This is a genomic window from Pseudomonas sp. X4 (genome assembly GCF_040784925.1).
GTDB classification, from domain to species: Bacteria; Pseudomonadota; Gammaproteobacteria; order Pseudomonadales; family Pseudomonadaceae; genus Aquipseudomonas; species Aquipseudomonas putida_Z.
On record NZ_CP160798.1, the window covers coordinates 2,247,580 to 2,273,627 of the forward strand.

The following is a 26,048-nucleotide window of genomic DNA, read 5'->3' on the forward strand; positions in this document are numbered from 1 at the left end:
CCGTCAGGTAATGATTTGAGCCGCAGAGACCGCTATGTCCAAACGCCTGGTGCCCTCCATGACCGCCCTGCAGTGCTTCGAAGCTGCAGCCCGCCATTTGAGCTTTACCCGTGCCGCCGAAGAGCTGCACCTGACCCAGAGCGCGGTCAGCAAGCAGGTGGCGCAGCTTGAAGACATGCTGCGCCACCACCTGTTCCTGCGTATCCGTCGCCGCCTGCAGCTGACGCCGGCGGGCAGCCTGTACCTGGCCGAGGTCAACAAGATCCTCACCCAGGTGGATATGTCCAGCCGCTACGTGCTCACCTACGGCGAGCAGACCGAGATATTGAAGGTAGCCACTCAGCCGAGTTTTGGCGTGCGCTGGTTGATCCCGCACCTCAAGGGCTTTGGCAAGCGCCACAGCAACATCCACCTGGACATCCGCAACGAGATGGAACCGTTCGCCCTGCTGCAGGGCTCGGCGGACGTGGTGTTCTTCTATGGCCAGGGCACCTGGCCGGGGGCCACCTGCGTGGAGCTGTTCGGTGAGGAGGTGGTGCCAGTGTGCGCGCCGGAGTTGCTGGCCGGGCGTGAACTGAACGATGCCGGGGAGCTGGCCGAACTGGTGCTGCTGCAGAGCACCTCGCGGCCAGAAGCCTGGCACGAGTGGTTCCTGGAGCTGGGCTTGCAGAGCGTCAGCGCCTACCACGGGCCGCGCTTCGATACCTTCTACATGGCCTTGAGCGCGGCGCAGGCCGGGTGCGGGGTGGCGTTGGTGCCGCGCTACCTGGCGGCAAAGGAGCTGGCCGAGGGGAGTTTGGTGGTGCCGTGGAACCATGCGATGCGCAGTGCCGGGGCGCATTACCTGGCGTATGCCGAGCATGCGGCGGAGGTGCCCAAGGTAAGGGCGTTGGTGGAATGGATTCGTGAGCAGCTTCAGGCTTGAGAATGCCGGGGCCGCTTTGCGGCCCATCGCCGGCAAGCCAGCTCCCACAGGGAGCTCCACAATTGCTGAATCCTGTGTCCAACCTGTGGGAGCTGGCTTGCCGGCGATAGGGCCCTTGAGGTCGATCAAAAAAGGAATGACACACTCACTTTTTTTCGCTTGTGAGCAAAGTGCATTCCCAGCTTTCATGTAAGCGTCCGAACCCAACCAGGAAGCTAGCGATGCCCGCCCACGATTTCGTCAGCCCCGACAGCATCCGCGCGCAGTTCTCTGCCGCCATGTCGCTCATGTACAAACAGGAAGTGCCCCTGTACGGCACGCTGCTGGAGCTGGTGAGCGAAATCAACCAGCAGGTCATGGCCCAGCAACCCGAGGTTGCCGAGGCCCTGCGCTGGACCGGCGAAATCGAGCGCCTTGATCAGGAGCGCCACGGCGCCATCCGTGTGGGCACCGCCGCAGAGCTGGCCACCATCGCCCGGTTGTTCGCGGTCATGGGCATGCAGCCGGTCGGCTACTACGACCTCAGTTCCGCTGGCGTGCCGGTGCATTCCACCGCCTTCCGCGCGGTGCATGAGCAGTCGCTGCACGTCAGCCCGTTCCGCGTGTTCACCTCGCTGCTGCGCCTGGAGCTGATCGACAACCCGCAACTGCGCGAGCTGGCAGAGAGCATCCTGGCCAAGCGCCAGATCTTCACCGCCCGTGCCCTCGAACTGATCGCCCAATGCGAGCGCGATGGTGGCCTGAACGCCGCCGATGCCGAAGCGTTCGTGCGGGAAGCGCTGCACACCTTCCGCTGGCACCATGACGCCACTGTCACTGCCGAGCAGTACCAGCAGTTGCACGACCAGCACCGCCTGATCGCCGATGTGGTGGCCTTCAAGGGCCCACACATCAACCACCTGACCCCGCGCACCCTGGACATCGATGCAATCCAGCTTGGCATGCCGGCCAAGGGCATCCCGCCAAAGGCCGTGGTCGAAGGCCCACCCACCCGCCGCCACCCGATCCTGTTGCGCCAGACCAGCTTCAAGGCCCTGCAGGAAAAGGTCGCGTTCAGCGACCAGCAGGGCAGCGAAGGCAGCCATACCGCGCGCTTCGGCGAGATCGAGCAACGCGGTGCGGCGCTGACGCCGAAAGGTCGCCAGCTGTACGACAAGCTGCTCGACGCCACCCGCGCCGCCCTGGGTGGCGCCCCGGCCGAGGCCAATGCCGAACGCTACATGGCGTTGCTGAAGGACACCTTTGCCGAATTCCCGGATGACCTGGCACAGATGCGTGAACAAGGGCTGGCCTACTTCCGCTACTTCGCCACCGAGAAAGGCCTGGCTGCGCGCGACCAGGACGGCCGCCCGACCACACTGGAAGGGCTGATCGAGGCTGGCCATGTGCACTTCGAGGCGTTGGTGTACGAGGACTTCCTGCCGGTGAGCGCGGCGGGGATCTTCCAGTCCAACCTGGGTGACGATGCGCAGGCCGAGTACGGCAGCAACGCCAACCGCGATGCGTTCGAAGCGGCGCTGGGGCTGCAGGTGCAGGATGAGCTGGCGCTGTATGCGCAAAGCGAGCGTCGGTCGCTGCAGGCGTGTGCACAGGCTTTGAACCTGGGCTCGATGTAAGGCTGTAGATCGCAGGGGCCGCTTCGCGGCCCTATCGCCGGCAAGCCAGCTCCCACAGGATCGCATCGAGCCTGAGGCAAATGCAGTCCCTGTGGGAGCTGGCTTGCCGGCGATGAGGCCAGGGCAGGCAACACAGACAGTTGCTCCCAAACCTGTGGGAGCGGGCAAGCCCGCGAAGAGGCCGGTACAGGCGATCAAAGGGCCGGCAGGATCTGCACATCCGGCAAATCCATCGCCGCCACCTCCTCTTCCAGAAACGCGCTCAAACGCCGCAATCGCTCGCCCCCTGGCCGAGTGCGCGGCCATACCAGGTAATAATCCATCCCGCTGGGCACCGCCGTCGGCCAAGGCAGGCTCAAGCGCCCCTGCGCGACATCCTCGGCCACCATCAGCAAATCACCCATGGAAATGCCATAGCCACGCGCAGCGGCAATCATACCCAGCTCCAGGGTGTCGAACACCTGCCCGCCCTTGAGTGAAACCTTGTCACTCAGCCCCATGCGCTCCAACCACTCCCGCCAGTCGCGCTTGTCCACCGTGGGGTGCAGCAGCTCGATGCAGGCCAGCCGACGCTCGTCCCAGGGTTCCTCGTCGAGCAGGTCCGGCGCACCCACGGGGATCAGCAGCTCCGGGAACAACCTGCGCACTTCCCATTCCGGCGGGAACACCCCGTCGCTGAGCAACACCGCGCAATCGAACGGCTCCTGGTTGAAGTCCACATGGTCGACATCCATCCAGGCGCTGGTCAGCTGCACTTCGTTGCCAGGCTGCAAGTGGCGAAAGCGGCTAAGGCGCGCCAGCAACCAGCGCATGGTCAGGGTCGAGGGGGCCTTCATGCGCAGGATGTCATCCTCACCGCGCAAGGTATCGCAAGCCCGTTCCAGCGCGGCAAAGCCTTCACGCACACCGGGCAGCAACACCCGCGCCGCTTCGGTCAGTTGCAGGCTGCGGCCGCTGCGCACGAACAGGCGGCAGGCAAAATGCTCCTCCAGCGTGCGGATATGCCGGCTGACCGCGCTCTGGGTAATCGACAGCTCTTCGCCGGCACGGGTGAAGGAGCTTAGCCGCGCGGCGGCTTCGAATGCGCGCAGGGCATACAGCGGGGGGAGCTGACGGGACATGAGGCACCTGCCATACGGGGCTGTGAAATGAATCACCGGGAAGCATATATACATGAGTCAGACTCATGCCAATGATCGCTTTTATCCTTTTGTGCAAAGTTGACCACAGCCTCAGAATCGCCCTTCGTTGATCACCCCAGGAAAAGGACTGCCCCCATGCATGTCGCGCCCACCACAGAACTCAAGGCTTTGCTGCGCCTGGCCGGGCCGCTGATCGCCTCGCAGTTGGCGCACATGCTGATGGTGCTGACCGATACCCTGATGATGGCCCGCATCAGCCCGCAAGCCCTGGCTGGCGGCGGCCTGGGCGCGGCGAGCTACTCGTTCGTGTCGATCTTCTGCCTTGGCGTGATCGCTGCGGTCGGCACCCTGGTGGCCATTCGCAAGGGCGCCAACGACATCGAGGGCGCCACCCGCCTGGCGCAAGGTGGCCTTTGGCTGGCCTGGGGCCTGGCGCTGTTCGCTGCGCTGGTGCTGTGGAACCTTGAGCCGGTTCTGCTGCTGTTCGGGCAAAAGCCCGAGAACGTTGCCTCGGCCGCCGAATTCCTCACCCTGCTGCCACTGGCCCTGCCCGGCTACCTGACCTTCATGGCCTTGCGCGGCTTCACCAGCGCGCTGGGCCGATCGACCCCGGTGATGGTCATCAGCCTGGTCGGCACGGTACTCAACTACCTGTTCAACGTGGCGTTGATCGAAGGCATGTTCGGCCTGCCCAAGCTGGGCCTGATGGGCATCGGCCTGGTCACCGCGGTGGTGTCGATGGGCATGGCCATTGCCTTGGCGCTGTATATCCGCTGGCACCCGGCCTATACCGCCTACCCACTGCGCAAGGGCCTGTCGCGCCCTTCGCTGCCGGCCCTGCGCGAGCTGTGGCGGCTGGGCCTGCCGATTGGCGGCACCTACATGGTGGAAGTCGGCCTGTTCGCCTTTGCCGCGCTGTGCATGGGCGTGCTGGGCAGCACCGAGCTGGCGGCGCACCAGATCGCCCTGCAGATCGTCTCCACGGCGTTCATGGTGCCGACCGGGTTGTCGTATGCGGTGACCATGCGCGTGGGGCTGTACTACGGCGCCGGCAACCTGCTGGCGGCGCGCAGTGCCGGGCGGGTGGGCATCGGCTTCGGCGCGATGATCATGTTTGCCTTCGCCGCGTTGTTCTGGCTGCTGCCCGATGCGCTGGTGGGGCTGTTCATCGACCGTGACGACCCGGCATTTGCGGCGATCTTCCAGCTGGCGGTGCAGTTGCTGATGGTGGCTGCGTGGTTCGAGCTGTTCGATGGCATGCAGACGATCGCGATGGGCTCGATCCGTGGGCTGAAGGATGCCAAGACCACCTTCCTGATCGGCCTGGTGTGCTACTGGTTGGTGGGGGCGCCGAGCGCCTGGCTGTTCACCTTTACCCTGGGCGGTGGCGCGGTCGGGGTGTGGTGGGGGCTGGCGTTGGGGCTGGCGTGTGCGGCGGTGGCACTGACCTTTGGCTTTGAGTGGCGGATGAAGCGGCTTTTGGGCAAGGCCGGGATTGGTGGAGCGGCGACGGCTTCGGCCTGACTTGCGGGCCTCTTCGCGGGTAAACCCGCTCCCACAGGGACTGCGCAGGGTCTGAATACTGTGCAAAGCCTGTGGGAGCGGGTTCACCCGCGAAAGGGCCCTAAAGGGCTGTGCCCAACTGGCAGCCGGTCGCCTGCAGCAAGAACTCCATCAACTCCCCCACCGGCAGCGGCTTGCTGACCAGGAAGCCTTGAACCTGGTCACAGCCAAACCCGCGCAGCAACGCCATCTGCTCTTCACTCTCCACCCCTTCGGCCACCACCTCCAGGTTGAGGTTGTGCGCCAGGTTGATCATGGCGTGCACCAGCTTGCGGTTCTCCTCGCGCATTTCCATTTCCGCGACAAAGCTGCGGTCCACCTTGAGCAAGGTGATCGGCAGGCTGTTGAGGTGCACGAACGAAGAGAACCCGGTACCGAAATCATCGAGCGAAAAGCGCACGCCCAGACGCCCCAGGGCGTCCATGGTCTGGCGCACCAGTTCGTTGCGGCGCATCACCGCCGTTTCGGTCAGTTCGAACTCGAGCCAGCGGGCATCAACGCCATGTTCGAGAATCAGGCGGCTCAAGGTCGCCAGCAACTGGCTGTCCTGGAACTGGCGGAAGCTCAGGTTGACCGCCATGTGCAGCGGCTCCAGGCCGCGCTCGCACAGCGCCTGCATGTCGCGCAGGGCACGGGAAATCACCCAGTAGCCCAGCGGCACGATCAGGCCGCTCTGCTCGGCCAGCGGCACGAACTCGCTGGGCGGCAACAGGCCGCGCTCGGCATGCCGCCAGCGCACCAGCGCCTCGAGGCCGACGATGCGCCCGTCGGCCAGGTTCAACCGCGGCTGGTAATGCAGCTCCAGCTCGTCCCGGCGCAGGGCGCGGCGCAGTTCGCTTTCCAGGTCGGCAAGGCTGCGGGCGTTGCGGTTGATGCGTTCGTTGAACACATGGAAAGTGCAACCCTGGCTGCCCTTGGCCTGGCGCATGGCGATGTGCGCGTGCCACATCAGCGGGTCGGCACCACCCTGGGCGCGGGCATGGGCCAGGCCCAGGCTGCAGCCCAACAGCAGGCTTTCACCGTCGATCCAGTAGGGTTCGGCCAACGCCTCGACAATCCGCTCGGCAATCGATTCGGCACGATTGGGGTCGCGTCGGGTGTCGATCAGCAGGGCGAACTCGTCGCTGCCCAGGCGCGCCAGCTGGTCACCCGCCTCCAGTTGCTGTTTCAGGCGCGCCACCACCTGCAGGATCAGGCGGTCGCCACTCTGGTGGCCGAGGGCGTCGTTGACGTGGCGGAAGTTGTCCAGGTCCAAGTGGCCGAGGGCAAGGCCACGGCCGTCGTTCTCGGCCAGGCGCGCGGTCAGCAAGGCCTGGAAACCCTGGCGGTTGGCGATGCCGGTCAACGGGTCTTGCTCGGCCAGGCGCTGCAAGGTGGCCACCAGCACGCCGCGCTCGCGCACATGGCGCAACGAACGGCGCAATGTGTCGGCATTGAGCTGGTCACGCACCAGCCAGTCGCTGACAGCGGTGGGCGCTACCTGGGGCTCGTGGTCGAGCAGCAGGATGGTCGGCAACTCGCAGCGCCCGGGCGCGGGCTGCAGGGCCGGTGTTGCCAGCACGACAGCCTGGCGGTCCTGGTTGAACAGGCTGTCGACCGACTCCCAGTTCGGCGCCGTCAGCAGTACGGCGCTGCCACCCAGGGCAGGCGTGCACTCGCGTAGCAGCGCCCCCCATTCCGGCTCATCGGCCAACAGCAGCAAACGCAATGGTTCGACAGGCGTGGACAAGCGGGCTCCTTAGGGCTTCACGGTGCAACGGAAACTGCCAGGTATGCTACTGCATTAATGAAAATGATTTTCAATTTAATACATGTTTTTACGGGTGTAGCATCCCGACGTATTTTGTCGTGCATCCTGCGCGAAACTGCGCCAGCCGGCAAATCCCGTTTACATATTTGACTCAGACGTCAGACGGTCGCGCCACAAACGCCCCATGCCTGTTAGAATGCGCGGCTATTTTCTGGCGACCCCCGGTTTCTAGCATGTCCCGACTCAATCCCCGGCAGCAGGAAGCCCGTGACTATGTCGGCGGCCCTCTTTTGGTGCTCGCCGGTGCAGGCTCGGGCAAGACCAGCGTGATCACGCGCAAGATTGCCCACCTCATCCAGAACTGCGGCATCCGTGCCCAGTACATCGTGGCGATGACCTTCACCAACAAGGCCGCGCGCGAGATGAAGGAGCGGGTCGGCACCCTGCTGCGCCCGGGGGAAGGCCGTGGCCTGACGGTGTGCACGTTCCACAACCTGGGCTTGAACATCATCCGCAGGGAGCACGAGCGCCTGGGCTACAAGCCGGGTTTCTCGATCTTCGACGAGTCCGACATCAAGGCGTTGCTGTCGGACATCATGCAGAAGGAATACTCCGGCGACGACGGCATCGACGAGATCAAGAACATGATCGGTGCCTGGAAGAACGACCTGATCCTGCCCGCCGAAGCCCTGGAGAAGGCGCGCAACCCGCGCGAGCAGACCGCAGCAATCGTCTACACGCACTACCAGCGCACGCTCAAGGCGTTCAACGCGGTGGACTTCGACGACTTGATCCTGCTGCCGGTCAAGCTGTTCCAGGAACACCCCGATGTGCTGGAGCGCTGGCAGAACCGCGTGCGTTACCTGCTGGTGGACGAATACCAGGACACCAACGCCAGCCAGTACCTGCTGGTGAAGATGCTGATCGGCATGCGCAACCAGTTCACCGTGGTAGGCGACGACGATCAGTCGATCTACGCCTGGCGTGGCGCCCGGCCGGAAAACCTGATGCTGCTCAAGGAGGACTACCCCTCCCTGAAAGTGGTGATGCTGGAGCAGAACTACCGCTCCACCAGCCGCATCCTGCGCTGCGCCAACGTGCTGATCGCCAACAACCCGCACGCATTCGAGAAGCAGCTGTGGAGCGAGATGGGCGTGGGCGACGAGATCCGCGTCATCCGCTGCAAGAACGAGGAAGCCGAGGCCGAACGCGTGGCCATGGAAATCCTCACCCTGCACCTGCGCACCAACCGCCCGTACAGCGACTTTGCCATCCTCTACCGCGGCAACTACCAGGCCAAGCTGATCGAACTGAAGCTGCAGCACCACCAGGTGCCGTATCGCCTGTCGGGCGGCAACAGCTTCTTCGGCCGCCAGGAGGTCAAGGACCTGATGGCCTACCTGCGCCTGCTGGTGAACCCGGACGATGACAACGCCTACCTGCGGGTGATCAACGTACCGCGCCGCGAAATCGGCTCCACTACCCTGGAAAAGCTCGGCAACTACGCCACCGAGCGCGGTATTTCGATGTACGCCGCCAGCGAGGAGCTTGGCCTGGGCGAGCATCTGGACGCCCGCTATACCGAGCGCTTGCAGCGCTTCAAGCATTGGCTGGACGGGGTGCGCCACAAGGTTGCCCTCGAAGACCCGATTGCCGCGCTGCACGAGATGATCCGCGATATCGACTACGAGAACTGGATCCGCCAGCAGACCGCCAGCGACAAGGCTGCCGAGTTCCGCATCAGCAACGTCTGGTTCCTGGTCGAAGCGCTGAAGAACACCCTCGAGAAGGACGAAGAGGGTGACATGACCATCGAGGACGCCATCGGCAAGCTGGTGCTGCGCGACATGCTCGAGCGCCAGCAGGAAGAGGAAGAGAACGCCGAAGGTGTGCAGATGATGACCCTGCATGCCTCCAAGGGCCTGGAATTCCCCTACGTGTTCATCATGGGCATGGAAGAGGAAATCCTCCCGCACCGCTCCAGCATCGAGGCCGACACCATCGAAGAGGAACGCCGCCTGGCCTACGTGGGCATCACCCGCGCGCGCCAGACCCTGGCCTTCACCTTCGCCGCCAAGCGCAAGCAGTACGGTGAAATCATCGACTGCACGCCCAGCCGGTTCCTCGACGAACTGCCACCGGACGACCTGGCCTGGGAAGGCCTGGACGATGCGCCGGTCGAGGTAAAGGCTGCACGGGGCAACAACGCCTTGGCCGATATCCGGGCAATGCTCAAACGCTGATCAACCATTACTCTTTAACTTTGCCGCTATTTGCGGCCACCTTTGCTACATCGAGGAAAACAAAGTGGAAGCACTGCATCAGAAGATTCGCGAAGAAGGCATCGTGCTTTCCGATCAGGTTCTCAAAGTCGATGCGTTTCTCAACCACCAGATCGACCCTGCGCTGATGCAGCTGATCGGTGACGAGTTCGCCCGCCTGTTCGCCGACGCGGGCGTGACCAAGATCGTCACCATCGAAGCCTCGGGCATTGCCCCGGCGGTGATGACTGGCCTGAAGCTGGGTGTGCCGGTGATCTTCGCCCGCAAGCACCAGTCGCTGACCCTGACCGAGAACCTGCTGACCGCCTCGGTGTATTCCTTCACCAAGCAGACCGAGAACACCGTGGCCATCTCGCCGCGTCACCTCAACAGCAGCGACCGCGTGCTGGTGATCGACGACTTCCTGGCCAACGGCAAGGCGTCGCAGGCCCTGATCTCGATCATCAAGCAGGCCGGCGCCACCGTGGCCGGCCTGGGTATCGTGATCGAAAAGTCGTTCCAGGGCGGCCGTGCCGAGCTGGACAGCCAGGGCTATCGCGTCGAGTCGCTGGCCCGGGTGAAGTCGCTGGAAGGTGGTGTGGTCAGCTTCATCGAGTAAGCCTGTAGCGGCCCTATCGCCGGCAAGCCAGCTCCCACAGGGAGCTCACAGGACCCAAGCCTTGCGCAGTACCTGTGGGAGCTGGCTTGCCGGCGATGGGCTGCAAAGCAGCCCCGGCAATTCATCCGGTTGCCGCCAACCCCGCCAGCAGCAACCGCTGGTAAAGCTCTTCCTTCAGCCCCTGCGGCTGATCCAGTTGCATCCGCGCAAGATGCCTCGCATACCCCTCTGGCCCCGGCGCATCCAGCGCTGCCTTGCCCAGCTCCAGCACCTCGCTCAGCTTGAACTTGCTCTTCAACCAGTTCAGTGCCCGCAGCAAATCCCGCTCTTCAGCCGTAAAGTCCGTGCCCAGCGGATACTCCGGGAACAACCGCGAGTGCCGCGCCCTGATCGCCTCCAGCCGCTGCGGCGTGTTGTCGGTAAAGCACGCCTCCAGTTGAAAATCTTTGGCCAGCTTGCCGGCATCCTTTGCCTGCTCGATCAGCCCCTGCTGGAACCGTGAATCACATACCGCCAGCAACCGCGCGATCACCTCGCTGTCGGTCTGCCCACGCAGGTCGGCGATGCCGTACTCGGTCACCACGATATCGCGCAGGTGCCGGGGGATGGTGCAATGGCCATAGTTCCAGAACAGGTTCGAGGTCAGCTCCCCGCCCGCCTCACGCCAGCTGCGCAGCAGCAGGATCGAACGCCCGCCCTCCAGCGCATGGCCCTGGGCGACGAAGTTGTACTGCCCGCCCACGCCACTGAGTACCCGGCCATCCTCCAGCTGGTCGGCCACCCCGGCGCCGAGCAGGGTCATGCCGAATACGGTGTTGATGAAGCGCGCATCACGGCGTTGGCGGCGCTTGAGTTCCTCCTGCCCGTACAGCTCGTTGATGAAGCTGATACGCGTCATGGCAAACCGTGCGCGCTGTTCCAGCGGCATGTCGCGCAAGCGCTGGTAGAACGCCTGGGGGCCGAGGAAGAAACCGCCATGCAGCACTGCCGCCCCCTGCTCGTCCGCCGGGCGCCGCAACAGGCCCGCTTCGGCCAGCGCCAACAGGCCGTTGACGAACATCTCGCTGCAGCCGTACAGGCCTTGGGCGAAGGTATCCAGGCCCCCTTCCCGTTCGATCAGCGCTTGCCACGAGCCAGCACCCAGCGCGTCGAGCACGGCACGATAACCGGCGTTGTCACCCTGGCGCGCCAGCAATGCGGCAGCTACCGCATCGCCCATGGCACCAATGCCGATCTGTAGCGTGCCGCCGTCGCGAACCAGGCTGCTGGCGTGCAGGCCGATGCAGTGGTCCTGGGTGTTGACCGGCATGTTCGGCGTGGAGAACAGGCGGCGTTGCTCGGCTGTATCGATCAGCAGGTCGAACCTATCGATGGGTAGCTCGGCGTCACCCGGCATGTAAGGCAGCTCAGCATGCACCTGGCCGAGCATGAGGATGGTCTCGCCGGCGGCGCGGCGCTTGGCGATCATCGGCAGCAGGTCGAGGGTGATGTCGGGGTTGCAGGCCAGGCTCAGGTGCACCGGCCTCTCGGGCGTGGCGGCCACCAGCTGCGCGATCAGGTTCAGGCCCTTGGCGTTGATGTCGCGTGCGGCGTGGCTGTAGTTGCTGCTGATGTAGCTCTGCTGGGCCGACGCGCTGTGCAGCAGGCTGCCGGGCTGCATGAAGAACTGCTCGACGCGAATGTTGGATGGCAACGTGTCGTTGCGCAGGTCGGTGAGGTAGGCAAGTTCTTCGTAGTCGGCGAAAACGCGGTCGACAAAGGGTTCTAGAAAGCGCCGTTGCAAACCGTCACCCAGTGACGGACGGCCGAGGGACAGGGCCGTGTAGATGGTCAGCTGCCGTTCGGGCAGATCGCGGATGCGGGCGTAAAGCGCATTGACGAAGGCGTTGGGCTTGCCCAGGCCCAGCGGCAGGCCCATGTGGATGTGGGCTGGCAGGCGCGACAGGACTTGCTCGACAGCCTGGTCGATGGAGCAGAGGTGCATCGGGGCCTCCTGAGACATCCATGGGTTCAGGGGTTGGACATGGGCTTTGGTGGGTTGGTTGCCTGTGCCGGCCCTTTCGCGGCTAAAGCCGCTCCCACAGAGACCTCACCGCCCTTGAGTCCTGTGCTGTACCTGCGAGTTCCCACAGGGTCCCCACAGCCCTTGAAGCCTGCACTGTACCTGTGGGAGCGGCTTTAACCGCGAAAGGGCCGGCACAGGCACCACAAAAACAAAGCCCGCCATCAATGGCGGGCCTCATGCAATTCAGCTGTTTCTCACAACCCGGACATCTTCTTGATCGCCCCTTTCAGGTCGTCATCCGAGCAGTCCGCGCAGGTGCCTTTCGGTGGCATGGCGTTGATGCCGGTAATGGCCTTGGCCAGGATGCCGTCCAGGCCGCCCTGGTGGTCGGCGCGTTCCTTCCACGCCGCGGTATCGCCAATCTTCGGTGCGCCGAGCAGGCCGGAGCCATGGCAGGCATTGCAGTGCTTGGCGATGATCTCGTCCGGCGTCTTGGCACCACCGCCACCTGCGGCGGCGGCCACTTCCATGCCTTTGCACTCTTGGCCCTGGACGCACACCTGGCCAACCGGCTCCAGGCGCTTGGCGATGTCATCATTGGTCGCAGCGGTTGCGCTCATTGCCCAGAGGGCGAATACGGCTGCTGGTACGGCCAGCATCTTCTTGATTTGGTTCACGCGAACACCCTCATGGTGGCTAATCACGCTCGCGGCCACGGATCGGCGAGCGTTGAAAAGTATAGCGGGAACCCAGAGGCCGTGAAACGACCCCACACAGGAAAGGGGTATTGCCGAATCAATGCACTGCGCTGGATCAAAAGTTTGAAGGCGTCGCCGCACTGATCAGCCGCGCCGGGCGGTCGAACGGGTTGCGAAAGCGGTGCGGGCGGGTGCTTTCGAAGTAGTAGCTGTCGCCCTCTTCAAGGATGAAGATCTCGTTGCCGACCACCAGCTCCAGGCGGCCTTCGAGCAGGATGCCGGTTTCTTCGCCGTCATGGGTAAGCATTTCGGCCCCCGTGTCGGCACCCGGTGGATACACCTCGGTGAGAAAGGCGATGGCACGGTTGGGGTGCGACTTGCCGACCAGCTTCATGGTCACCGCACCGTCGGAGATATCGATCAGCTCATGGGCCTTGTAGACGATCTGCGTGGGGCTTTCAGGTTCCAGTTCGACCGAGAAGAACTCGACCATGGACATGGGAATGCCGCTCAGCACCTTGCGCAGCGAGCTGATCGACGGGCTCACGCTGTTCTTCTCGATCATCGAGATGGTGCTGTTGGTCACGCCGGCACGCTTGGCGAGTTCACGCTGGGACAGGCCCTTGAGCTTGCGGATGGCTTGCAGTCGTTCGCCGACGTCCAAAGCTGGAGCCTCCTGAAACGGTGGAAAGAGGGGTGGATGTGAACGATATCATGGCAATGCCGTTCAGTATTTACAACACACCGCCCCTCAACCTGTCCGCTTCAGCGTGTCATTCGCCGACGTAGTCCCGAGGTACCCGCTTCAGGTTGCAGAAAATCTGGTACGGAATGGTACCCGCGTGCGCAGCCACTTCACTGGCCAGCACATGCTTGCCCCACAGTTCGACGGGGCTGCCGACGGTGGCTTCCGGCACATCGGTCAAGTCGATGCTGAGCATGTCCATCGACACCCGGCCGATCAGTTGGGTGCGCTTGCCGGCGACCAGCACCGGGGTACCGTTGGGCGCCTGGCGCGGGTAGCCATCGGCATAGCCCATGGCAACCACACCAACGCGGGTTGGCCGTGGGCTGACGAACTTGGCGCCGTAGCCCACCGGCTCGCCGGCAGGCAGCTCGCGCACGCTGATCACCCGCGATTGCAGGGTCATCACCGGTTGCAGGCGCTCGGCCTCGGCCTGGGCCACTTCGAACGGTGTGGCACCGTACAGCATCAGGCCCGGGCGCACCCAGTCGCTGGGGGCCTGCGGCCAGCCCAGCACACCGGGGGAGTTGCGCAGGCTGCACTCGGCGGCCAGGCCCTGGCGAGCGGCCTCGAACACGGCGATCTGCTGGGCGGTAGCGTCGGCATCCAGTTCGTCGGCGCGAGCGAAGTGGCTCATCAGCACGATGCGCGCGACCTTGCCGCTGGCCAGCAGGCGCTGGTAGGCCTCGTGGTAGTCCTTGGGGTGCAGGCCGACGCGGTGCATGCCGCTGTCGAGCTTGAGCCAGACGGTGAGCGGCTTGTGCAGCTGGGTCTTTTCGATCGCTTCCAGTTGCCACAGCGAGTGCACCACGCACCACAGGTCGTGTTCGGCGATCAGGGCCAGTTCGCTGGCTTCGAAGAAGCCTTCCAGCAGCAGCACCGGGGCCTTGATACCGGCGGCGCGCAGCTCCAGCGCTTCTTCGATGCAGGCCACGGCAAAGCCGTCGGCTTCGGCCTCCAGGGCCAGGGCACAGCGCACGGCGCCGTGGCCGTAGGCGTCGGCCTTGATCACGGCGAGGGCTTTGGCACCGGTCAGTTCACGGGCCAGACGGTAGTTGTGGCGCAGGGCCTGGAGGTCGATCAGGGCGCGGGCGGGACGCATGGCGGCTGCCTTATGGTGGTTCACAGGTTGGAAACGGTGTTGGGTTCTTCGCGGCTAAAGCCGCTCCCACAGGGGACCGCACAATGCCCAAGCACATGCGATCCCTGTGGGAGCGGCTTTAGCCGCGAAGAGGCCGGTGCAGGCTATTACTGCTGGTGAGCCGGCGCAGTCTGCCCGTGCTTGGCCACTTCCGGGCTGTTGCCATAACGGGAAATGTCCAGGCCTTCGGCACTGATCTGCGGCTTCTTGCGCGCAATCAGGTCGGCCAGCAGGCGACCGGAGCCGCACGCCATGGTCCAGCCCAAGGTACCGTGACCGGTGTTCAGGAACAGGTTGCGGAACGCCGTGGCGCCGACGATCGGCGTGCCGTCCGGGGTCGCCGGGCGCAGGCCGGTCCAGAAGCTGGCCTGGCTCAGATCACCGCCGCGAGGATAAAGGTCGTTGACGATCATCTCCAGCGTTTCGCGCCGACGCGGGTTCAGCGACAGGTCAAAACCGGCAATTTCAGCCATGCCGCCGACGCGGATACGGTTATCGAAACGGGTAATGGCGACCTTGTAGGTCTCATCGAGAATGGTCGAGGTCGGGGCCATGTCGGCGTTGGTGATCGGCACGGTCAGCGAGTAGCCCTTCAGCGGGTACACCGGGGCCTTGATGCCCAGCGGCTTGAGCATCTGCGGCGAGTAGCTGCCCAGCGCCAGCACGTAACGGTCGGCGGTTTCCAGCTTGCCGTCGATCCACACGCCATTGATGCGGTCACCCGCGAAGTCCAGGCGCTGGATGTCCTGGCCGAAGCGGAACTCCACGCCCAGCTTCACGGCCATTTCGGCAAGCTTGGTGGTGAACAGCTGGCAGTCGCCAGTCTGGTCGTTTGGCAGGCGCAGGGCGCCGGCCAGGATGTCTTTGACGCCAGCCAGGGCCGGCTCGACGCGGGCAATGCCGTCGCGGTCGAGCAGCTCGTAAGGCACGCCGGACTGCTCCAGCACGGCAATGTCCTTGGCCGCGGCATCCACCTGGGCCTGGGTACGGAACAGCTGGGTGGTGCCCAGGCTGCGGTTTTCGTAGGCGATGCCGGTTTCGGCGCGCAGTTCGTCGAGGCAGTCACGGCTGTACTCGGACAGGCGCACCATGCGCTCCTTGTTCACCGCGTAACGGCTGGCGGTGCAGTTGCGCAGCATCTGTGCCATCCACAGGTACTGGTCGACGTCGCCGGTGAGCTTGATGGCCAAGGGCGCGTGGCGCTCCAGCAGCCATTTGATGGCCTTCAGCGGCACGCCTGGGGCGGCCCAGGGCGAGGCATAGCCGGGCGAGATCTGGCCTGCGTTGGCAAAGCTGGTTTCCATGGCCACCGCCGGCTGGCGATCGACCACCGTTACTTCGAAACCTTGCCGGGCCAGATAGTAGGCACTGGCGGTTCCGATCACACCGCTACCAAGTACCAGAACTCGCATCGTTTTATCCCTCGCACGCGGCGCGCCGCAGACTTTTATTGAAATGGCATGAATGCGCGCAGTATAGGAATTTGAAGGCAGTGCAATTCACTATATAAAAGCCTATTATTGGCGAGAATTCTCGGCAAAATCGCCTTTCACGGAGGGGCATCCCCTATGAGAACCCAGCACCAGAGCAAGCGTGAACTGGACAAGATCGACCGTAACATCCTGCGTATCCTGCAGAATGACGGGCGTATTTCCTTCACCGAACTGGGCGAGAAAGTTGGGCTTTCCACCACCCCTTGCACCGAGCGGGTCCGCCGCCTGGAGCGCGAGGGCATCATCATGGGCTACAACGCCCGCCTGAACCCACAGCACCTCAAGGGCAGCCTGCTGGTGTTCGTGGAAATCAGCCTCGACTACAAATCGGGCGACACCTTCGAGGAGTTCCGCCGCGCGGTGCTGAAACTGCCCCACGTACTGGAATGCCACCTGGTTTCAGGCGACTTCGACTACCTGGTGAAGGCGCGTATTTCCGAGATGGCCTCGTACCGCAAGCTGCTCGGCGACATCCTGCTGAAGCTGCCGCACGTGCGCGAATCGAAGAGCTACATCGTGATGGAAGAGGTGAAGGAGAGCCTTTGCCTGCCGATCCCGGACTGAAGTCAGACCAGCACCTGGCGGGTGGTGGCAATGAACTGGTGGACCAACTGCTCGGCAGCGGGCTCGATCATCTGTTCAGGGCCACGGCCACGCGGGCAGGCCAGGCGCGGGGTGGTGCCGAACAGGCGGCAGATCATCGGGCGCTCTTCATACACCGTGCAGCCGTTGGGGCCCAGATGCACACAGTCCAGGCGCTCCAGGGCGGCTTCCTGCTCGGCCTGGGACTTGCGCGGCAGGCGGGCCATTTCTTCCGCCGAAGTGGTGACCGGGCCGCAGCAGTCGTGGCAGCCGGGCTCGCACTTGAAGGAAGGGATGAGTTCGCGCAGGAAGTGGATCTTGTGGCGGTTGCAGGACATGGCAAGGTACAAGTTTGAGAGCTGAAGTTGGATTATAGGGCCAATCGCCGGCAAGCCGGCTCCCACAGGTACACCGCCGGTCTCATGTGCCACGCGGACCCTGTGGGAGCTGGCTTGCCGGCGATGAGGCCGGTTGCCCCTCCCCAAAGCCCCGGCTTATCCTCCTCCCCCTCAGCCCACCAGCCTCAGGACCTGCCCAATGATCCACAGCGCGCAGCACGCCGCCTCCTATTACGCCGCCAGCAGCGCGCCACACCCCGACCACTCCTTCCTGCAAGGCGAGCGCAGCGCCGACGTGTGCATCGTCGGCGGCGGCTATTCGGGCCTGAACACCGCCATCGAACTGGCCGAACGCGGCTTCTCGGTCATCCTGCTGGAAGCGCGCAAGCTCGGTTGGGGCGCCAGCGGGCGCAATGGTGGGCAACTGATTCGTGGCGTCGGCCATGGCCTGGAACAATTCCTCCCGGTCATCGGCGAGGAAGGCGTGCGCAGCCTGAAACTGATGGGCCTGGAAGCCGTGCAGATCGTCCGCGAGCGGGTCGAAAGGCATGCCATCGCTTGCGACCTGACCTGGGGTTATTGCGACCTGGCCAACAAACCCGCCGAACTGCTGGGCTTTGCGGAGGATGCTGAAGAACTGCGCAGCCTCGGCTACGTACATGAACTGCGCCTGGTCGGCAAGGACGATATCCACAGCGTCGTCGGCGCTGACTGCTATGTCGGCGGGCTGGTCGACATGGGCTCCGGGCACCTGCACCCGCTAAACCTGGCACTGGGTGAGGCTGCCGTGGCCAGCCGCCTGGGCGTGAAGCTGTTCGAGCAGTCCGAGGTCACACGCATCGACTACGGCCCGGAAGTACAGGTACACACGGCCCAGGGCCGGGTACGCGCCAAGACTCTGGTGCTGTGCTGCAACGCCTACCACAACGACCTCAACCGCGAACTGGGCGGCAAGGTGCTGCCAGCCGGCAGCTACATCATCGCCACCGAGCCGCTGGGCGAAGAACGTGCCCGTTCGCTGCTGCCGCAGAACATGGCGGTGTGTGACCAGCGGGTGGCACTGGACTATTACCGCCTGTCCACCGACCAGCGCCTGTTGTTCGGCGGTGCCTGCCACTATTCAGGCCGCGACCCGAAGGACATCGCCGCCTACATGCGGCCAAAGATGCTCAAGGTTTTCCCGCAACTGGCCGACGTGCGCATCGACTACCAGTGGGGTGGCATGATCGGCATCGGCGCCAACCGCCTGCCACAGGTTGGCCGCCTGGCCAGCCAGCCGAACGTGTATTACGCCCAGGCCTACTCCGGCCATGGGCTCAACGCCACCCACCTGGCTGCGCGCCTGCTCGGCGAAGCCATCAGCGGCCAGGAAAGCGGGCGGTTCGACCTGTTTGCCAAGGTGCCGCACATCACCTTCCCCGGCGGCCAGCACCTGCGCTCGCCGCTGCTGGCGTTGGGGATGCTGTGGCATCGTCTGAAAGAGCTGATCTGAAAGCTGCGCACTGCCCCTTGTGGGAGCGGCCTTGCGTCGCGAAAGGGCTGCGAAGCAGCCCCGGCAATTCATGCAGCGATGCAAATATCCTGGGGCCGCTGTGCGGCCCTTTCGCGACACAAGGCCGCTCCCACAACGATCGCATCAATCTTTCCAGAAGGGCTTACGCCCCTCGGTCCGGGCCTGCTCCCAGCTCAGCCCGACATCGCGCAACTCGTCATCGGTCAACTGCAGCAGCGCCCTGCGGGTGTGCCAGCGATGCAGCATCAGCCCCCAACGCCCCAACCCTTCCGGCGCGTTGAACACCTTGGCTTGCTGCCCGGCTTCCAGTTCCTTGGCCAACAGTTGCAAGCGCACATCGCTCATGCCACCCATCACCGCATCCTCTCGTTCAGTTGATACCGTGGTGAAAGCATGCGCGTCGACAGCACCGGCAATACAGATCCAATACAGCCTTATTATTCCCATACAGAATTGGCCGCAGGCCGACTGAATGCTGTATTTTCGGCGCAACTGTACCGGTCGCCACGTTATTGCAGCGAAGGAGTATGCCGTGACCCTTTACCTGAACCTCGCCGAGCTGCTCGGTGCGCGCATTGAACAGGGCCTCTACCGCCCCGGCCAGCGCCTGCCGTCAGTGCGCGCCCTGAGTGTGGAGCACGGGGTCAGCTTGAGCACCGTGCAGCAGGCCTACCGCATGCTGGAAGACAGCGGCATGGTTTCGCCCCGGCCCAAGTCCGGCTACTTCGTCAACGACCACCGCCACCTGCCAGCCCTGCCCGCCGTCAGCCGCCCGGCCCAGCGCCCGGTAGACATCTCGCAATGGGAGCAGGTGCTGGAACTGGTACGCAGCACCCCACGCCAGGGCGTAATCCAGCTCGGCCGCGGCATGCCCGACATCGACAGCCCCACCCTCAAGCCACTGCTGCGCAGCCTCGCCCAGCTGAGCCGGCGGCAGGACATGCCCGGCCTGTACTACGACAACATCCACGGCAACCTGGCCCTGCGCGAACAGGTGGCCCGGCTGACGCTCGACTCCGGCTGCCGCCTGGGCCCGGGCGACCTGGTGATAACCACCGGCTGCCATGAGGCGCTGTCATGCAGCATTCGCGCGGTGTGCGAGCCGGGCGATATCGTCGCGGTCGACTCCCCCAGCTTCCACGGCGCCATGCAGACCCTCAAGGGCCTGGGCATGAAAGCCCTGGAAATCCCCACCGACCCGGTCACCGGTATCAGTCTGGAAGCACTGGAGCTGGCCCTGGAGCAGTGGCCGATCAAGCTCATCCAGATCACCCCCAGCTGCAACAACCCGCTCGGCTACATCATGCCCGAGGCCCGCAAGAAGGCCCTGCTGAGCCTGGCCCAGCGCTACGACGTGGCGATCCTCGAAGATGATGTGTACGGCGACCTGGCCTACACCTACCCGCGCCCACGCACCCTCAAGTCGTTTGACGACGACGGCCGCGTGCTGCTTTGCAGTTCGTTCTCCAAGACCCTCGCCCCCGGCCTGCGGATAGGCTGGGTGGCGCCCGGTCGTTACCTGGAGCGGGTGCTGCACATGAAGTACATCAGCACCGGCAGCACGGCCAGCCAGCCGCAGTTGGCCATTGCCGACTTCATCGCCGGCGGGCACTACCAACCCCACGTGCGGCGCATGCGCAGCCAGTACCAGCGTGGCCGCGACCTGATGAGCGACTGGGTGACCCGCTACTTCCCGGCGGGCACCCGGGTCAGCCGGCCGCAAGGTGGCTTCATGTTGTGGGTGGAATTACCCGAACATTTCGATACGCTGCGCCTGAACCGGGCTTTACTGGAGCAGGACGTACAGGTTGCCGTGGGCAGCATCTTCTCGGCCTCGGGCAAATTCCGCCACTGCCTGCGCATGAACTTCGCCGCGCGGCCGACGCCGCAGATCGAAGCCGCCGTGCGCAAGGTTGGTGAAACCGCCCTTCGTCTACTGGATGAAGAAAGCGCCGGCGCGTAACTTTGCGCCGCCCACCACGGTCCAACCTATCAAGCCTTTGCTGCACAGGACGATCCACCCTTGAGACTCCAGCGAGCCCTGCCTCTGCTGCTGGTGCTACTGCTCGGCCTTGCCGGCTGCGCCAGCGTCGGCACGCCCCGCGAAACCAGCCAGGCGCTACCTGCCAACGACTCGGCCTTCGGCCGTTCGGTTCTGCGCCAGGCCGCTCCCTACGGCGGCCGCTCGGGCTTTCGCCTGCTGCCCAACAGCAACGAGGCGTTCCGCGCCCGCGCCGAACTGATCCGCAACGCCCAGGCGAGCATCGACTTGCAGTACTACATCGTCCACGATGGCCTCAGCACCCGCGCCCTGGTGCATGAACTGCTGCGCGCCGCCGACCGTGGCGTGCGCGTGCGCATCCTGCTCGACGACACCACCAGCGACGGCCTGGACGTCATCATGGGCACCCTCGATGCCCACCCGAACATTCAGATACGCGTTTTCAACCCGCTGCACCTGGGCCGCAGCACCGGCGTGACGCGCGCAGTGGGCCGCCTGTTCAATCTGTCGCGCCAGCACCGACGCATGCACAACAAATTGTTCCTGGTGGACAACAGCATGGCCATCGTCGGCGGGCGCAACCTGGGCGATGAGTATTTCGATGCCGAACCCAACCTCAACTTCACCGACATCGACTTGCTGGGCGTCGGCCCGGTGGCCGAACAGCTCGGCCACAGCTTCGACCAGTACTGGAACAGCGCCCTGAGCCGGCCGATTACCGACTTTCTCTGGCGCGACCCGGATGCCAGCGACCTGCGCGCCAGCCGCCACCGCCTGGAAATTTCACTCGCCGAAGCCAGGACCCAGCGCAAAGCCCTGTATGACCGCTTGATGGCCTACCAGTCGCAGCCGCGCCTGGATGTGTGGCGCAACGAGCTTATCTGGGCCCATGCCCAGGCGCTATGGGATGCGCCGAGCAAGGTGCTGGCCGATGACGAACCGGACCCGCAACTGCTGCTGACCCAGCAACTGGCCCCTGACTTGAGCAAGGTGCAACACGAGCTGATCCTGGTATCGGCGTATTTCGTACCCGGCGAGTCCGGCCTGCTGTACCTGACCCACAGCGCCGACGCGGGTATCTCGGTCAAACTGCTGACCAACTCGCTGGAAGCCACCGACGTGCCGGCGGTGCATGGCGGCTATGCGCCGTATCGGCGGGCGCTGCTGGAGCATGGCGTGCAGCTGTACGAGCTGCGCCGCCAACCCGGCGACCCCAGCGCGCAGCACCGCGTGAGCTTCCATGGCAGCTCGGACTCGAGCCTGCACAGCAAGGCGATCGTGTTCGACCGGCGCAAGACCTTCATCGGCTCGTTCAACTTCGACCCGCGTTCGGTGTTGTGGAATACCGAGGTCGGAGTGCTGGTGGACAGCCCGGAGCTGGCCGAGTACACCCGCGCACTGGCGGTACAGGGCATGGCCCCGGCCTTGAGCTATCAGCCGACGCTGGTGGGTAACCAGATGGTGTGGGTGACCGAGGAAAATGGCAGGCGGCGCATGCTCACATCCGAACCGGGCGGGATGTGGCGGCGGTTCAATGCCTGGATCAGCAAGGCGGTAGGCTTGGAGAAGATGCTGTAGCTGATGGCCTCATCGCCGGCAAGCCAGCTCCCACAGGGACTGCACAGCATTCAAGGCCTATGGAGAACCTGTGGGAGCTGGCTTGCCGGCGATGGGCCGCAAAGCGGCCCCAAAGTACCATCAGGCAGAGGCAGGCTCGAAGGCCCCGCGCCGCCGGGTCAACACCACCAACCCCGCAGCCCCCGCCGCCATCAGCAACGGCAACGCATGCCCGCTGATCCACTGGCTGCCTGCCCCGGCCAGCAGCGGCCCGAGCAGGCAGCCAATACCCCACAGCTGCGCCACATGGGCGTTGGCCCGCACCAGCGCATCATCCCGGTAGCGCTCACCAATCAGCACCAGCGACAAGGTGAACAAGCCCCCCGCACTGGCCCCGAACAGCACCCACAGCGGCCAGATCGCCGCTGTATGCAGCAGCAACGGAATCGCCAGGCTGGATACCAGCAGGGTCACCGCACAGCCGGTAAACAGAGCGCGCCGCGACATATGGTCGGCCAGCGCACCGATGGGCAGTTGCAGCACCGCATCGCCCACCACCACGGTACTGACCATGAACAGGGCGATTTCGGTGCTGAAGCCCTGTTGCAGGCAATACACCGGCAACAAGGTCAGGATCATTGCCTCGAACGAGGCAAACAGGGCAATGGCCCAGGCGATCACCGGCAAGCGTCGGCAGAAGGCGAACAGGTCGCCGAAGGTGACGCTGCAGGCCTCTGTGCTGGGTGCCCCGCCACGGCCCAGAAGAATCAGCGGCGCCACCAGCAGCAGGCCGGTGGCGGCCCAGAAGCCGAAGTCGTCATCCGAGCCGAGAAAGCCCAGCACCAGCGGCCCGGCCAGCTGGCTGAGGGCATAGCTGCTGCCATACAGCGCCACCAAGCGGCCGCGCCATTGCTCGACCACCAGCTGGTTGATCCAGCTTTCGCCGAGTATGAACACCACGGTCAGCGACATACCGATCAGCAATCGCAACAGCAGCCACAGCGGGTAGCTGGGCAGCAGTGCGACCAGGCCGATCGACAGCGCCCCGCCCCACAGGCACAGGCGCATGGCCGAGGGCACGCCGACCCAGCCGGCCAGGCGGCTGGCCAGGCTGGCACCTACCAGCACGCCCAGCGCCGGCATTGCAGCCATCACGCCGATGGCGAAGCTGCCGTAGCCCCAGGCCTCCAGGCGCAGGGATACCAGCGGCATGCTCACGCCGAGTGCCAGCCCGACGCTTAGCACCGATGCCAGTACGGCGAAGTAGGTACCCCAACGCATTGCAGCCTCCCAGGCCAAGAATTTTCCATGGCCCATTCGCGGGTAAACCCGCTCCCACAGGTACACCACCGCCCTTGAGAGCGGTGCAGTACCTGTGGGAGCGGGTTTACCCGCGAATGGGCCGCTAGGCGGCCCCGGGATTACAACTTGATCCAGGTCGCCTTCAGCTCTGTGTACTTCTCCAGCGCATGCAGCGACTTGTCACGGCCGTTGCCCGACTGCTTGAAGCCACCGAACGGCGCGGTCATGTCGCCGCCGTCGTACTGGTTGACCCAGACGCTGCCAGCGCGCACGGCACGGGCGGTCTTGTGGGCCTTGGAGATGTCCGAGGTCCAGATGCCAGCGGCCAGGCCATACGGCGTGTCGTTCGCAATGGCGACGGCTTCTTCGGCGGTATCGAAGGCGATCACCGACAACACCGGGCCGAAGATTTCTTCCTGGGCGATCTTCATGGCGTTGGTCACGCCGTCGAAGATGGTCGGCTCGACATAAGTGCCACCGGTTTCTTCCAGCGTGCGCTTGCCGCCGGCCAGCAGCTTGGCGCCGTCCTTGTGGCCAGCCTCGATGTACGACAGCACGGTGTTCATCTGCTGGGTATCGACCAGGGCACCGACAGTGGTCTGTGGGTCCAGCGGGTTGCCTGGCTTCCAGCCTTTCAGGGCCTCGACCACCATCGGCAGGAACTTGTCCTTGATCGAACGCTCGACCAGCAGGCGCGAGCCGGCGGTGCACACTTCGCCCTGGTTGAAGGCGATGGCGCTGGCGGCAGCTTCGGCGGCAGCTTGCAGGTCCGGAGCGTCAGCGAAGACAATGTTCGGGCTCTTGCCACCGGCTTCCAGCCAGATGCGCTTCATGTTCGATTCGCCCGCGTAAACCATCAGCTGCTTGGCGATCTTGGTCGAACCGGTGAATACCAGGGTGTCGACGTCCATGTGCAGGGCCAGGGCCTTGCCCACGGTGTGGCCGTAGCCTGGCAGCACGTTCAGCACGCCAGCCGGGATACCGGCTTCGATGGCCAACTGGGCAATGCGAATGGCAGTCAGCGGCGATTTTTCGGACGGCTTGAGCACTACCGAGTTACCGGTGGCCAGGGCCGGGCCGAGCTTCCAGCAGGCCATCAGCAGCGGGAAGTTCCACGGTACGATGGCACCGACCACACCCACCGCTTCGCGGGTGACCAGGCCGAGCTGGTCATGCGGGGTCGGGGCGACTTCGTCGTAGACCTTGTCGATGGCTTCGGCAGTCCAGTGAATGGCATTGGCCGCGCCAGGTACGTCGATGCTGGAGGAGTCGCCGATCGGCTTGCCCATGTCCAGGGTTTCCAGCAGCGCCAGCTCTTCGACGTTCTTGCGCAGCAGGTCGGCGAAGCGGATCAGCTTGGCCTTGCGCTTGGCCGGGGCCAGCTGCGACCACACGCCGGAGTTGAAGGTGGCACGGGCGTTTTCCACAGCGCGGTTGGCATCGGCCAGGTCGCAGCTGGCAACCTTGGCCAGGAAGCGTCCGTCGACCGGGCTCAGGCACTCGAAGGTTTCACCGGATGCGGCATCGGTGTATTCGCCGTTGATGAAGGCACGGCCTTCGATCTTCAGTTGCTGGGCACGTTGTTCCCAGTCCGCACGAGTCAGGGTGGTCATACGAAACTCCTCCTCTTGTATAGGTGCAACGCCGCACTGAGGACTCACAGGCGTTGTCAGAATTCTGCCCAAGCGTCGAGGGCATTTTAGCTACCGACACCCTAAACCAGCCCGTGTAAACTATCAATATATTTGACACGAATGGCTCAAAAGCCTACTCATGTGCATTTTATTAAACAACAACAGGAGCCGAACCATGAGCATCGACAGCATCATCGACTTCGCGCAGGTCATTACCGAGGCCGAACGCTACCGCCCGGCGGCGGAAAAAATCCTCAAGGGCGAGCCCGACCAGGCGGTCTACAACCATTATTCCAGCCCGTGCGGGCAGTTTGCCGCGGGCGTGTGGGAAGGCGAGGTGGGGCAGTGGACGGTGAACTACACCGAGCATGAGTACTGCGAGATCGTCCAGGGCGTTTCGGTGCTGCGTGACCAGGATGGCGGAGCCAAGACCCTGCGTGCCGGTGATCGGTTTGTCATCCCGGCCGGCTTCAAGGGCACCTGGGAGGTGCTGGAGCCTTGCCGCAAGATTTATGTGATGTTCGAGCAGAAGTAAGCCTCTGGGGCCGCGAAGCGGCCCCGGCATTCTTGCAGGCATAAAAAAACCCGCCTCCTTTCGGATGCGGGTTTTTTTCAGGTCGCCGATCAATTACTTGATCTTGGCTTCCTTGTACACCACGTGCTTGCGAACAACCGGATCGTATTTCTTGATCTCGATTTTGTCCGGAGTGGTGCGCTTGTTCTTGTCGGTGGTGTAGAAGTGGCCAGTGCCAGCACTCGAAACCAGACGGATCAATTCACGCATGACGTTCTCCTTAGAACTTTTCGCCGCGAGCGCGCAGCTCGGCCAGCACTACGTCGATACCACGCTTGTCAATAACGCGCATGCCTTTGGCAGATACGCGCAGACGCACGAAACGCTTCTCGGATTCAACCCAGAAACGGTGGTGCTGCAGGTTCGGCAGGAAACGACGACGGGTTTTGTTGTTTGCGTGGGAAATGTTGTTCCCGGTTACTGGACCCTTACCAGTAACTTGACAGACTCTCGACATGACTCAGCCCTCTAAAACCACATGCCCAACCCGGCATGGGTTGGCCGCTTAATCTCTCAGTCTTTGGCGCCTAGGCGCCGTGATTCTGGAGGTCTTATCGACCGGATCCGCTGATGCGACAGGCCGAGCCC

The 26,048-nt window shown here is 64.1% G+C and carries 23 protein-coding genes; 10 read left to right on the forward strand and 13 right to left on the reverse strand.

From position 1 onward, the window contains the following. The first annotated feature begins 34 nt into the window (after window positions 1–34). Complete coding sequence (locus ABX298_RS09865) at window positions 35–925, forward strand: LysR family transcriptional regulator (RefSeq protein ID WP_075046749.1); 891 nt, start codon at window positions 35–37, stop codon at window positions 923–925. Window positions 926–1,146: 221 nt separating this feature from the next. Further along, window positions 1,147–2,541 (forward strand): VOC family protein, encoded by a 1,395-nt coding sequence (locus ABX298_RS09870; RefSeq protein ID WP_286100763.1) that lies wholly within the window; start codon window positions 1,147–1,149, stop codon window positions 2,539–2,541. Window positions 2,542–2,735: 194 nt separating this feature from the next. On the opposite strand, the gene ABX298_RS09875 is transcribed toward ABX298_RS09870, so the two are convergent. Further along, a complete protein-coding gene (locus ABX298_RS09875; protein WP_013974772.1) occupies window positions 2,736–3,662 on the reverse strand; it encodes a LysR substrate-binding domain-containing protein in 927 nt (308 codons plus the stop codon). 156 nt (window positions 3,663–3,818) lie between these two features. Between ABX298_RS09875 and ABX298_RS09880 the strand changes: the two genes are divergently transcribed. Beyond that, window positions 3,819–5,207 (forward strand): NorM family multidrug efflux MATE transporter, encoded by a 1,389-nt coding sequence (locus tag ABX298_RS09880; protein ID WP_085615941.1) that lies wholly within the window; start codon window positions 3,819–3,821, stop codon window positions 5,205–5,207. A gap of 100 nt (window positions 5,208–5,307) precedes the next feature. On the opposite strand, the gene ABX298_RS09885 is transcribed toward ABX298_RS09880, so the two are convergent. Then, window positions 5,308–6,975, reverse strand: a complete 1,668-nt coding sequence (locus ABX298_RS09885) for a bifunctional diguanylate cyclase/phosphodiesterase (protein ID WP_085664277.1) — start codon at window positions 6,973–6,975, stop codon at window positions 5,308–5,310. A gap of 254 nt (window positions 6,976–7,229) precedes the next feature. On the opposite strand from ABX298_RS09885, the gene rep reads away from it, so the two are divergent. Both rep and ABX298_RS09895 read left to right on the forward strand, forming a co-directional pair. Beyond that, on the forward strand, window positions 7,230–9,239 hold the full coding sequence (rep, locus tag ABX298_RS09890; RefSeq protein ID WP_025341098.1) for a DNA helicase Rep: 2,010 nt from the start codon (window positions 7,230–7,232) through the stop codon (window positions 9,237–9,239). Window positions 9,240–9,303: 64 nt separating this feature from the next. Further along, complete coding sequence (locus ABX298_RS09895) at window positions 9,304–9,876, forward strand: xanthine phosphoribosyltransferase (protein WP_003253535.1); 573 nt, start codon at window positions 9,304–9,306, stop codon at window positions 9,874–9,876. Window positions 9,877–9,997: 121 nt separating this feature from the next. On the opposite strand, the gene ABX298_RS09900 is transcribed toward ABX298_RS09895, so the two are convergent. The 5 genes from ABX298_RS09900 to dadA form a co-directional block, all read right to left on the reverse strand. Next, window positions 9,998–11,860 carry an acetyl-CoA hydrolase/transferase C-terminal domain-containing protein gene (locus ABX298_RS09900; RefSeq protein WP_367394355.1) on the reverse strand — a complete coding sequence of 621 codons (1,863 nt, stop codon included), beginning with the start codon at window positions 11,858–11,860 and terminating at the stop codon, window positions 9,998–10,000. Between the two features lie 275 nt (window positions 11,861–12,135). Next, the gene (locus tag ABX298_RS09905; protein WP_038408395.1) at window positions 12,136–12,540 is read right to left on the reverse strand and encodes a cytochrome c5 family protein; all 405 of its coding nucleotides are present in this window, start codon (window positions 12,538–12,540) and stop codon (window positions 12,136–12,138) included. 154 nt (window positions 12,541–12,694) lie between these two features. Further along, on the reverse strand, window positions 12,695–13,243 hold the full coding sequence (locus ABX298_RS09910) for a cupin domain-containing protein (protein WP_013974777.1): 549 nt from the start codon (window positions 13,241–13,243) through the stop codon (window positions 12,695–12,697). A gap of 109 nt (window positions 13,244–13,352) precedes the next feature. Then, a complete protein-coding gene (gene alr, locus ABX298_RS09915; protein ID WP_025341100.1) occupies window positions 13,353–14,426 on the reverse strand; it encodes an alanine racemase in 1,074 nt (357 codons plus the stop codon). A gap of 146 nt (window positions 14,427–14,572) precedes the next feature. Further along, window positions 14,573–15,877 (reverse strand): D-amino acid dehydrogenase, encoded by a 1,305-nt coding sequence (gene dadA, locus ABX298_RS09920; RefSeq protein WP_013974779.1) that lies wholly within the window; start codon window positions 15,875–15,877, stop codon window positions 14,573–14,575. Between the two features lie 156 nt (window positions 15,878–16,033). Here dadA and dadR point away from each other — a divergent pair, with 156 nt between their 5' ends. Further along, a complete protein-coding gene (dadR, locus tag ABX298_RS09925) occupies window positions 16,034–16,522 on the forward strand; it encodes a transcriptional regulator DadR (protein ID WP_003258963.1) in 489 nt (162 codons plus the stop codon). A gap of 2 nt (window positions 16,523–16,524) precedes the next feature. Here the strand turns inward: dadR and ABX298_RS09930 are convergent, their stop codons facing one another. Next, window positions 16,525–16,878 (reverse strand): YkgJ family cysteine cluster protein, encoded by a 354-nt coding sequence (locus ABX298_RS09930; RefSeq protein WP_367394356.1) that lies wholly within the window; start codon window positions 16,876–16,878, stop codon window positions 16,525–16,527. A 199-nt stretch (window positions 16,879–17,077) separates the two neighbouring features. Between ABX298_RS09930 and ABX298_RS09935 the strand changes: the two genes are divergently transcribed. Then, window positions 17,078–18,370: an NAD(P)/FAD-dependent oxidoreductase gene (locus tag ABX298_RS09935; RefSeq protein WP_367394357.1), complete on the forward strand. Its 1,293-nt coding sequence runs from the start codon at window positions 17,078–17,080 to the stop codon at window positions 18,368–18,370. 144 nt (window positions 18,371–18,514) lie between these two features. On the opposite strand, the gene ABX298_RS09940 is transcribed toward ABX298_RS09935, so the two are convergent. Beyond that, window positions 18,515–18,745, reverse strand: a complete 231-nt coding sequence (locus tag ABX298_RS09940; RefSeq protein WP_085615949.1) for a DUF1127 domain-containing protein — start codon at window positions 18,743–18,745, stop codon at window positions 18,515–18,517. A gap of 178 nt (window positions 18,746–18,923) precedes the next feature. On the opposite strand from ABX298_RS09940, the gene ABX298_RS09945 reads away from it, so the two are divergent. Beyond that, a complete protein-coding gene (locus tag ABX298_RS09945) occupies window positions 18,924–20,354 on the forward strand; it encodes a PLP-dependent aminotransferase family protein (RefSeq protein WP_170929250.1) in 1,431 nt (476 codons plus the stop codon). Window positions 20,355–20,414: 60 nt separating this feature from the next. Further along, on the forward strand, window positions 20,415–21,971 hold the full coding sequence (locus ABX298_RS09950) for a phospholipase D family protein (protein ID WP_317408887.1): 1,557 nt from the start codon (window positions 20,415–20,417) through the stop codon (window positions 21,969–21,971). Window positions 21,972–22,091: 120 nt separating this feature from the next. On the opposite strand, the gene ABX298_RS09955 is transcribed toward ABX298_RS09950, so the two are convergent. Together ABX298_RS09955 and ABX298_RS09960 are read right to left on the reverse strand one after the other, a co-directional pair. Continuing rightward, window positions 22,092–23,231, reverse strand: a complete 1,140-nt coding sequence (locus ABX298_RS09955; RefSeq protein WP_367394358.1) for an MFS transporter — start codon at window positions 23,229–23,231, stop codon at window positions 22,092–22,094. 140 nt (window positions 23,232–23,371) lie between these two features. After that, a complete protein-coding gene (locus ABX298_RS09960) occupies window positions 23,372–24,865 on the reverse strand; it encodes an aldehyde dehydrogenase (protein WP_013974786.1) in 1,494 nt (497 codons plus the stop codon). A 196-nt stretch (window positions 24,866–25,061) separates the two neighbouring features. Between ABX298_RS09960 and ABX298_RS09965 the strand changes: the two genes are divergently transcribed. Continuing rightward, window positions 25,062–25,421 (forward strand): cupin domain-containing protein, encoded by a 360-nt coding sequence (locus ABX298_RS09965; RefSeq protein WP_003258971.1) that lies wholly within the window; start codon window positions 25,062–25,064, stop codon window positions 25,419–25,421. A gap of 93 nt (window positions 25,422–25,514) precedes the next feature. Here ABX298_RS09965 and rpmG read toward each other — a convergent pair whose 3' ends face one another. Together rpmG and rpmB are read right to left on the reverse strand one after the other, a co-directional pair. Next, a complete protein-coding gene (gene rpmG / locus ABX298_RS09970; RefSeq protein ID WP_003253507.1) occupies window positions 25,515–25,670 on the reverse strand; it encodes a 50S ribosomal protein L33 in 156 nt (51 codons plus the stop codon). Window positions 25,671–25,680: 10 nt separating this feature from the next. Then, entirely contained in the window at window positions 25,681–25,917 is a 237-nt protein-coding gene (gene rpmB, locus ABX298_RS09975) for a 50S ribosomal protein L28 (RefSeq protein ID WP_003258972.1), read from the reverse strand. Between the last annotated feature and the right edge of the window lie 131 nt (window positions 25,918–26,048).

Bases quoted from the DNA above. Each gene is read 5' to 3' on its own strand.
- ABX298_RS09865 (WP_075046749.1), top strand. From the start codon at position 35: ATGTCCAAACGCCTGGTGCCCTCCATGACCGCCCTGCAGTGCTTCGAA.
- ABX298_RS09870 (WP_286100763.1), top strand. From the start codon at position 1,147: ATGCCCGCCCACGATTTCGTCAGCCCCGACAGCATCCGCGCGCAGTTC.
- ABX298_RS09875 (WP_013974772.1), bottom strand. From the start codon at position 3,662: ATGTCCCGTCAGCTCCCCCCGCTGTATGCCCTGCGCGCATTCGAAGCC.
- ABX298_RS09880 (WP_085615941.1), top strand. From the start codon at position 3,819: ATGCATGTCGCGCCCACCACAGAACTCAAGGCTTTGCTGCGCCTGGCC.
- rep (WP_025341098.1), top strand. From the start codon at position 7,230: ATGTCCCGACTCAATCCCCGGCAGCAGGAAGCCCGTGACTATGTCGGC.
- ABX298_RS09900 (WP_367394355.1), bottom strand. From the start codon at position 11,860: ATGCACCTCTGCTCCATCGACCAGGCTGTCGAGCAAGTCCTGTCGCGC.
- ABX298_RS09905 (WP_038408395.1), bottom strand. From the start codon at position 12,540: ATGCTGGCCGTACCAGCAGCCGTATTCGCCCTCTGGGCAATGAGCGCA.
- alr (WP_025341100.1), bottom strand. From the start codon at position 14,426: ATGCGTCCCGCCCGCGCCCTGATCGACCTCCAGGCCCTGCGCCACAAC.
- dadA (WP_013974779.1), bottom strand. From the start codon at position 15,877: ATGCGAGTTCTGGTACTTGGTAGCGGTGTGATCGGAACCGCCAGTGCC.
- dadR (WP_003258963.1), top strand. From the start codon at position 16,034: ATGAGAACCCAGCACCAGAGCAAGCGTGAACTGGACAAGATCGACCGT.
- ABX298_RS09930 (WP_367394356.1), bottom strand. From the start codon at position 16,878: ATGTCCTGCAACCGCCACAAGATCCACTTCCTGCGCGAACTCATCCCT.
- ABX298_RS09935 (WP_367394357.1), top strand. From the start codon at position 17,078: ATGATCCACAGCGCGCAGCACGCCGCCTCCTATTACGCCGCCAGCAGC.
- ABX298_RS09940 (WP_085615949.1), bottom strand. From the start codon at position 18,745: ATGGGTGGCATGAGCGATGTGCGCTTGCAACTGTTGGCCAAGGAACTG.
- ABX298_RS09955 (WP_367394358.1), bottom strand. From the start codon at position 23,231: ATGCGTTGGGGTACCTACTTCGCCGTACTGGCATCGGTGCTAAGCGTC.
- ABX298_RS09960 (WP_013974786.1), bottom strand. From the start codon at position 24,865: ATGACCACCCTGACTCGTGCGGACTGGGAACAACGTGCCCAGCAACTG.
- ABX298_RS09965 (WP_003258971.1), top strand. From the start codon at position 25,062: ATGAGCATCGACAGCATCATCGACTTCGCGCAGGTCATTACCGAGGCC.
- rpmG (WP_003253507.1), bottom strand. From the start codon at position 25,670: ATGCGTGAATTGATCCGTCTGGTTTCGAGTGCTGGCACTGGCCACTTC.
- rpmB (WP_003258972.1), bottom strand. From the start codon at position 25,917: ATGTCGAGAGTCTGTCAAGTTACTGGTAAGGGTCCAGTAACCGGGAAC.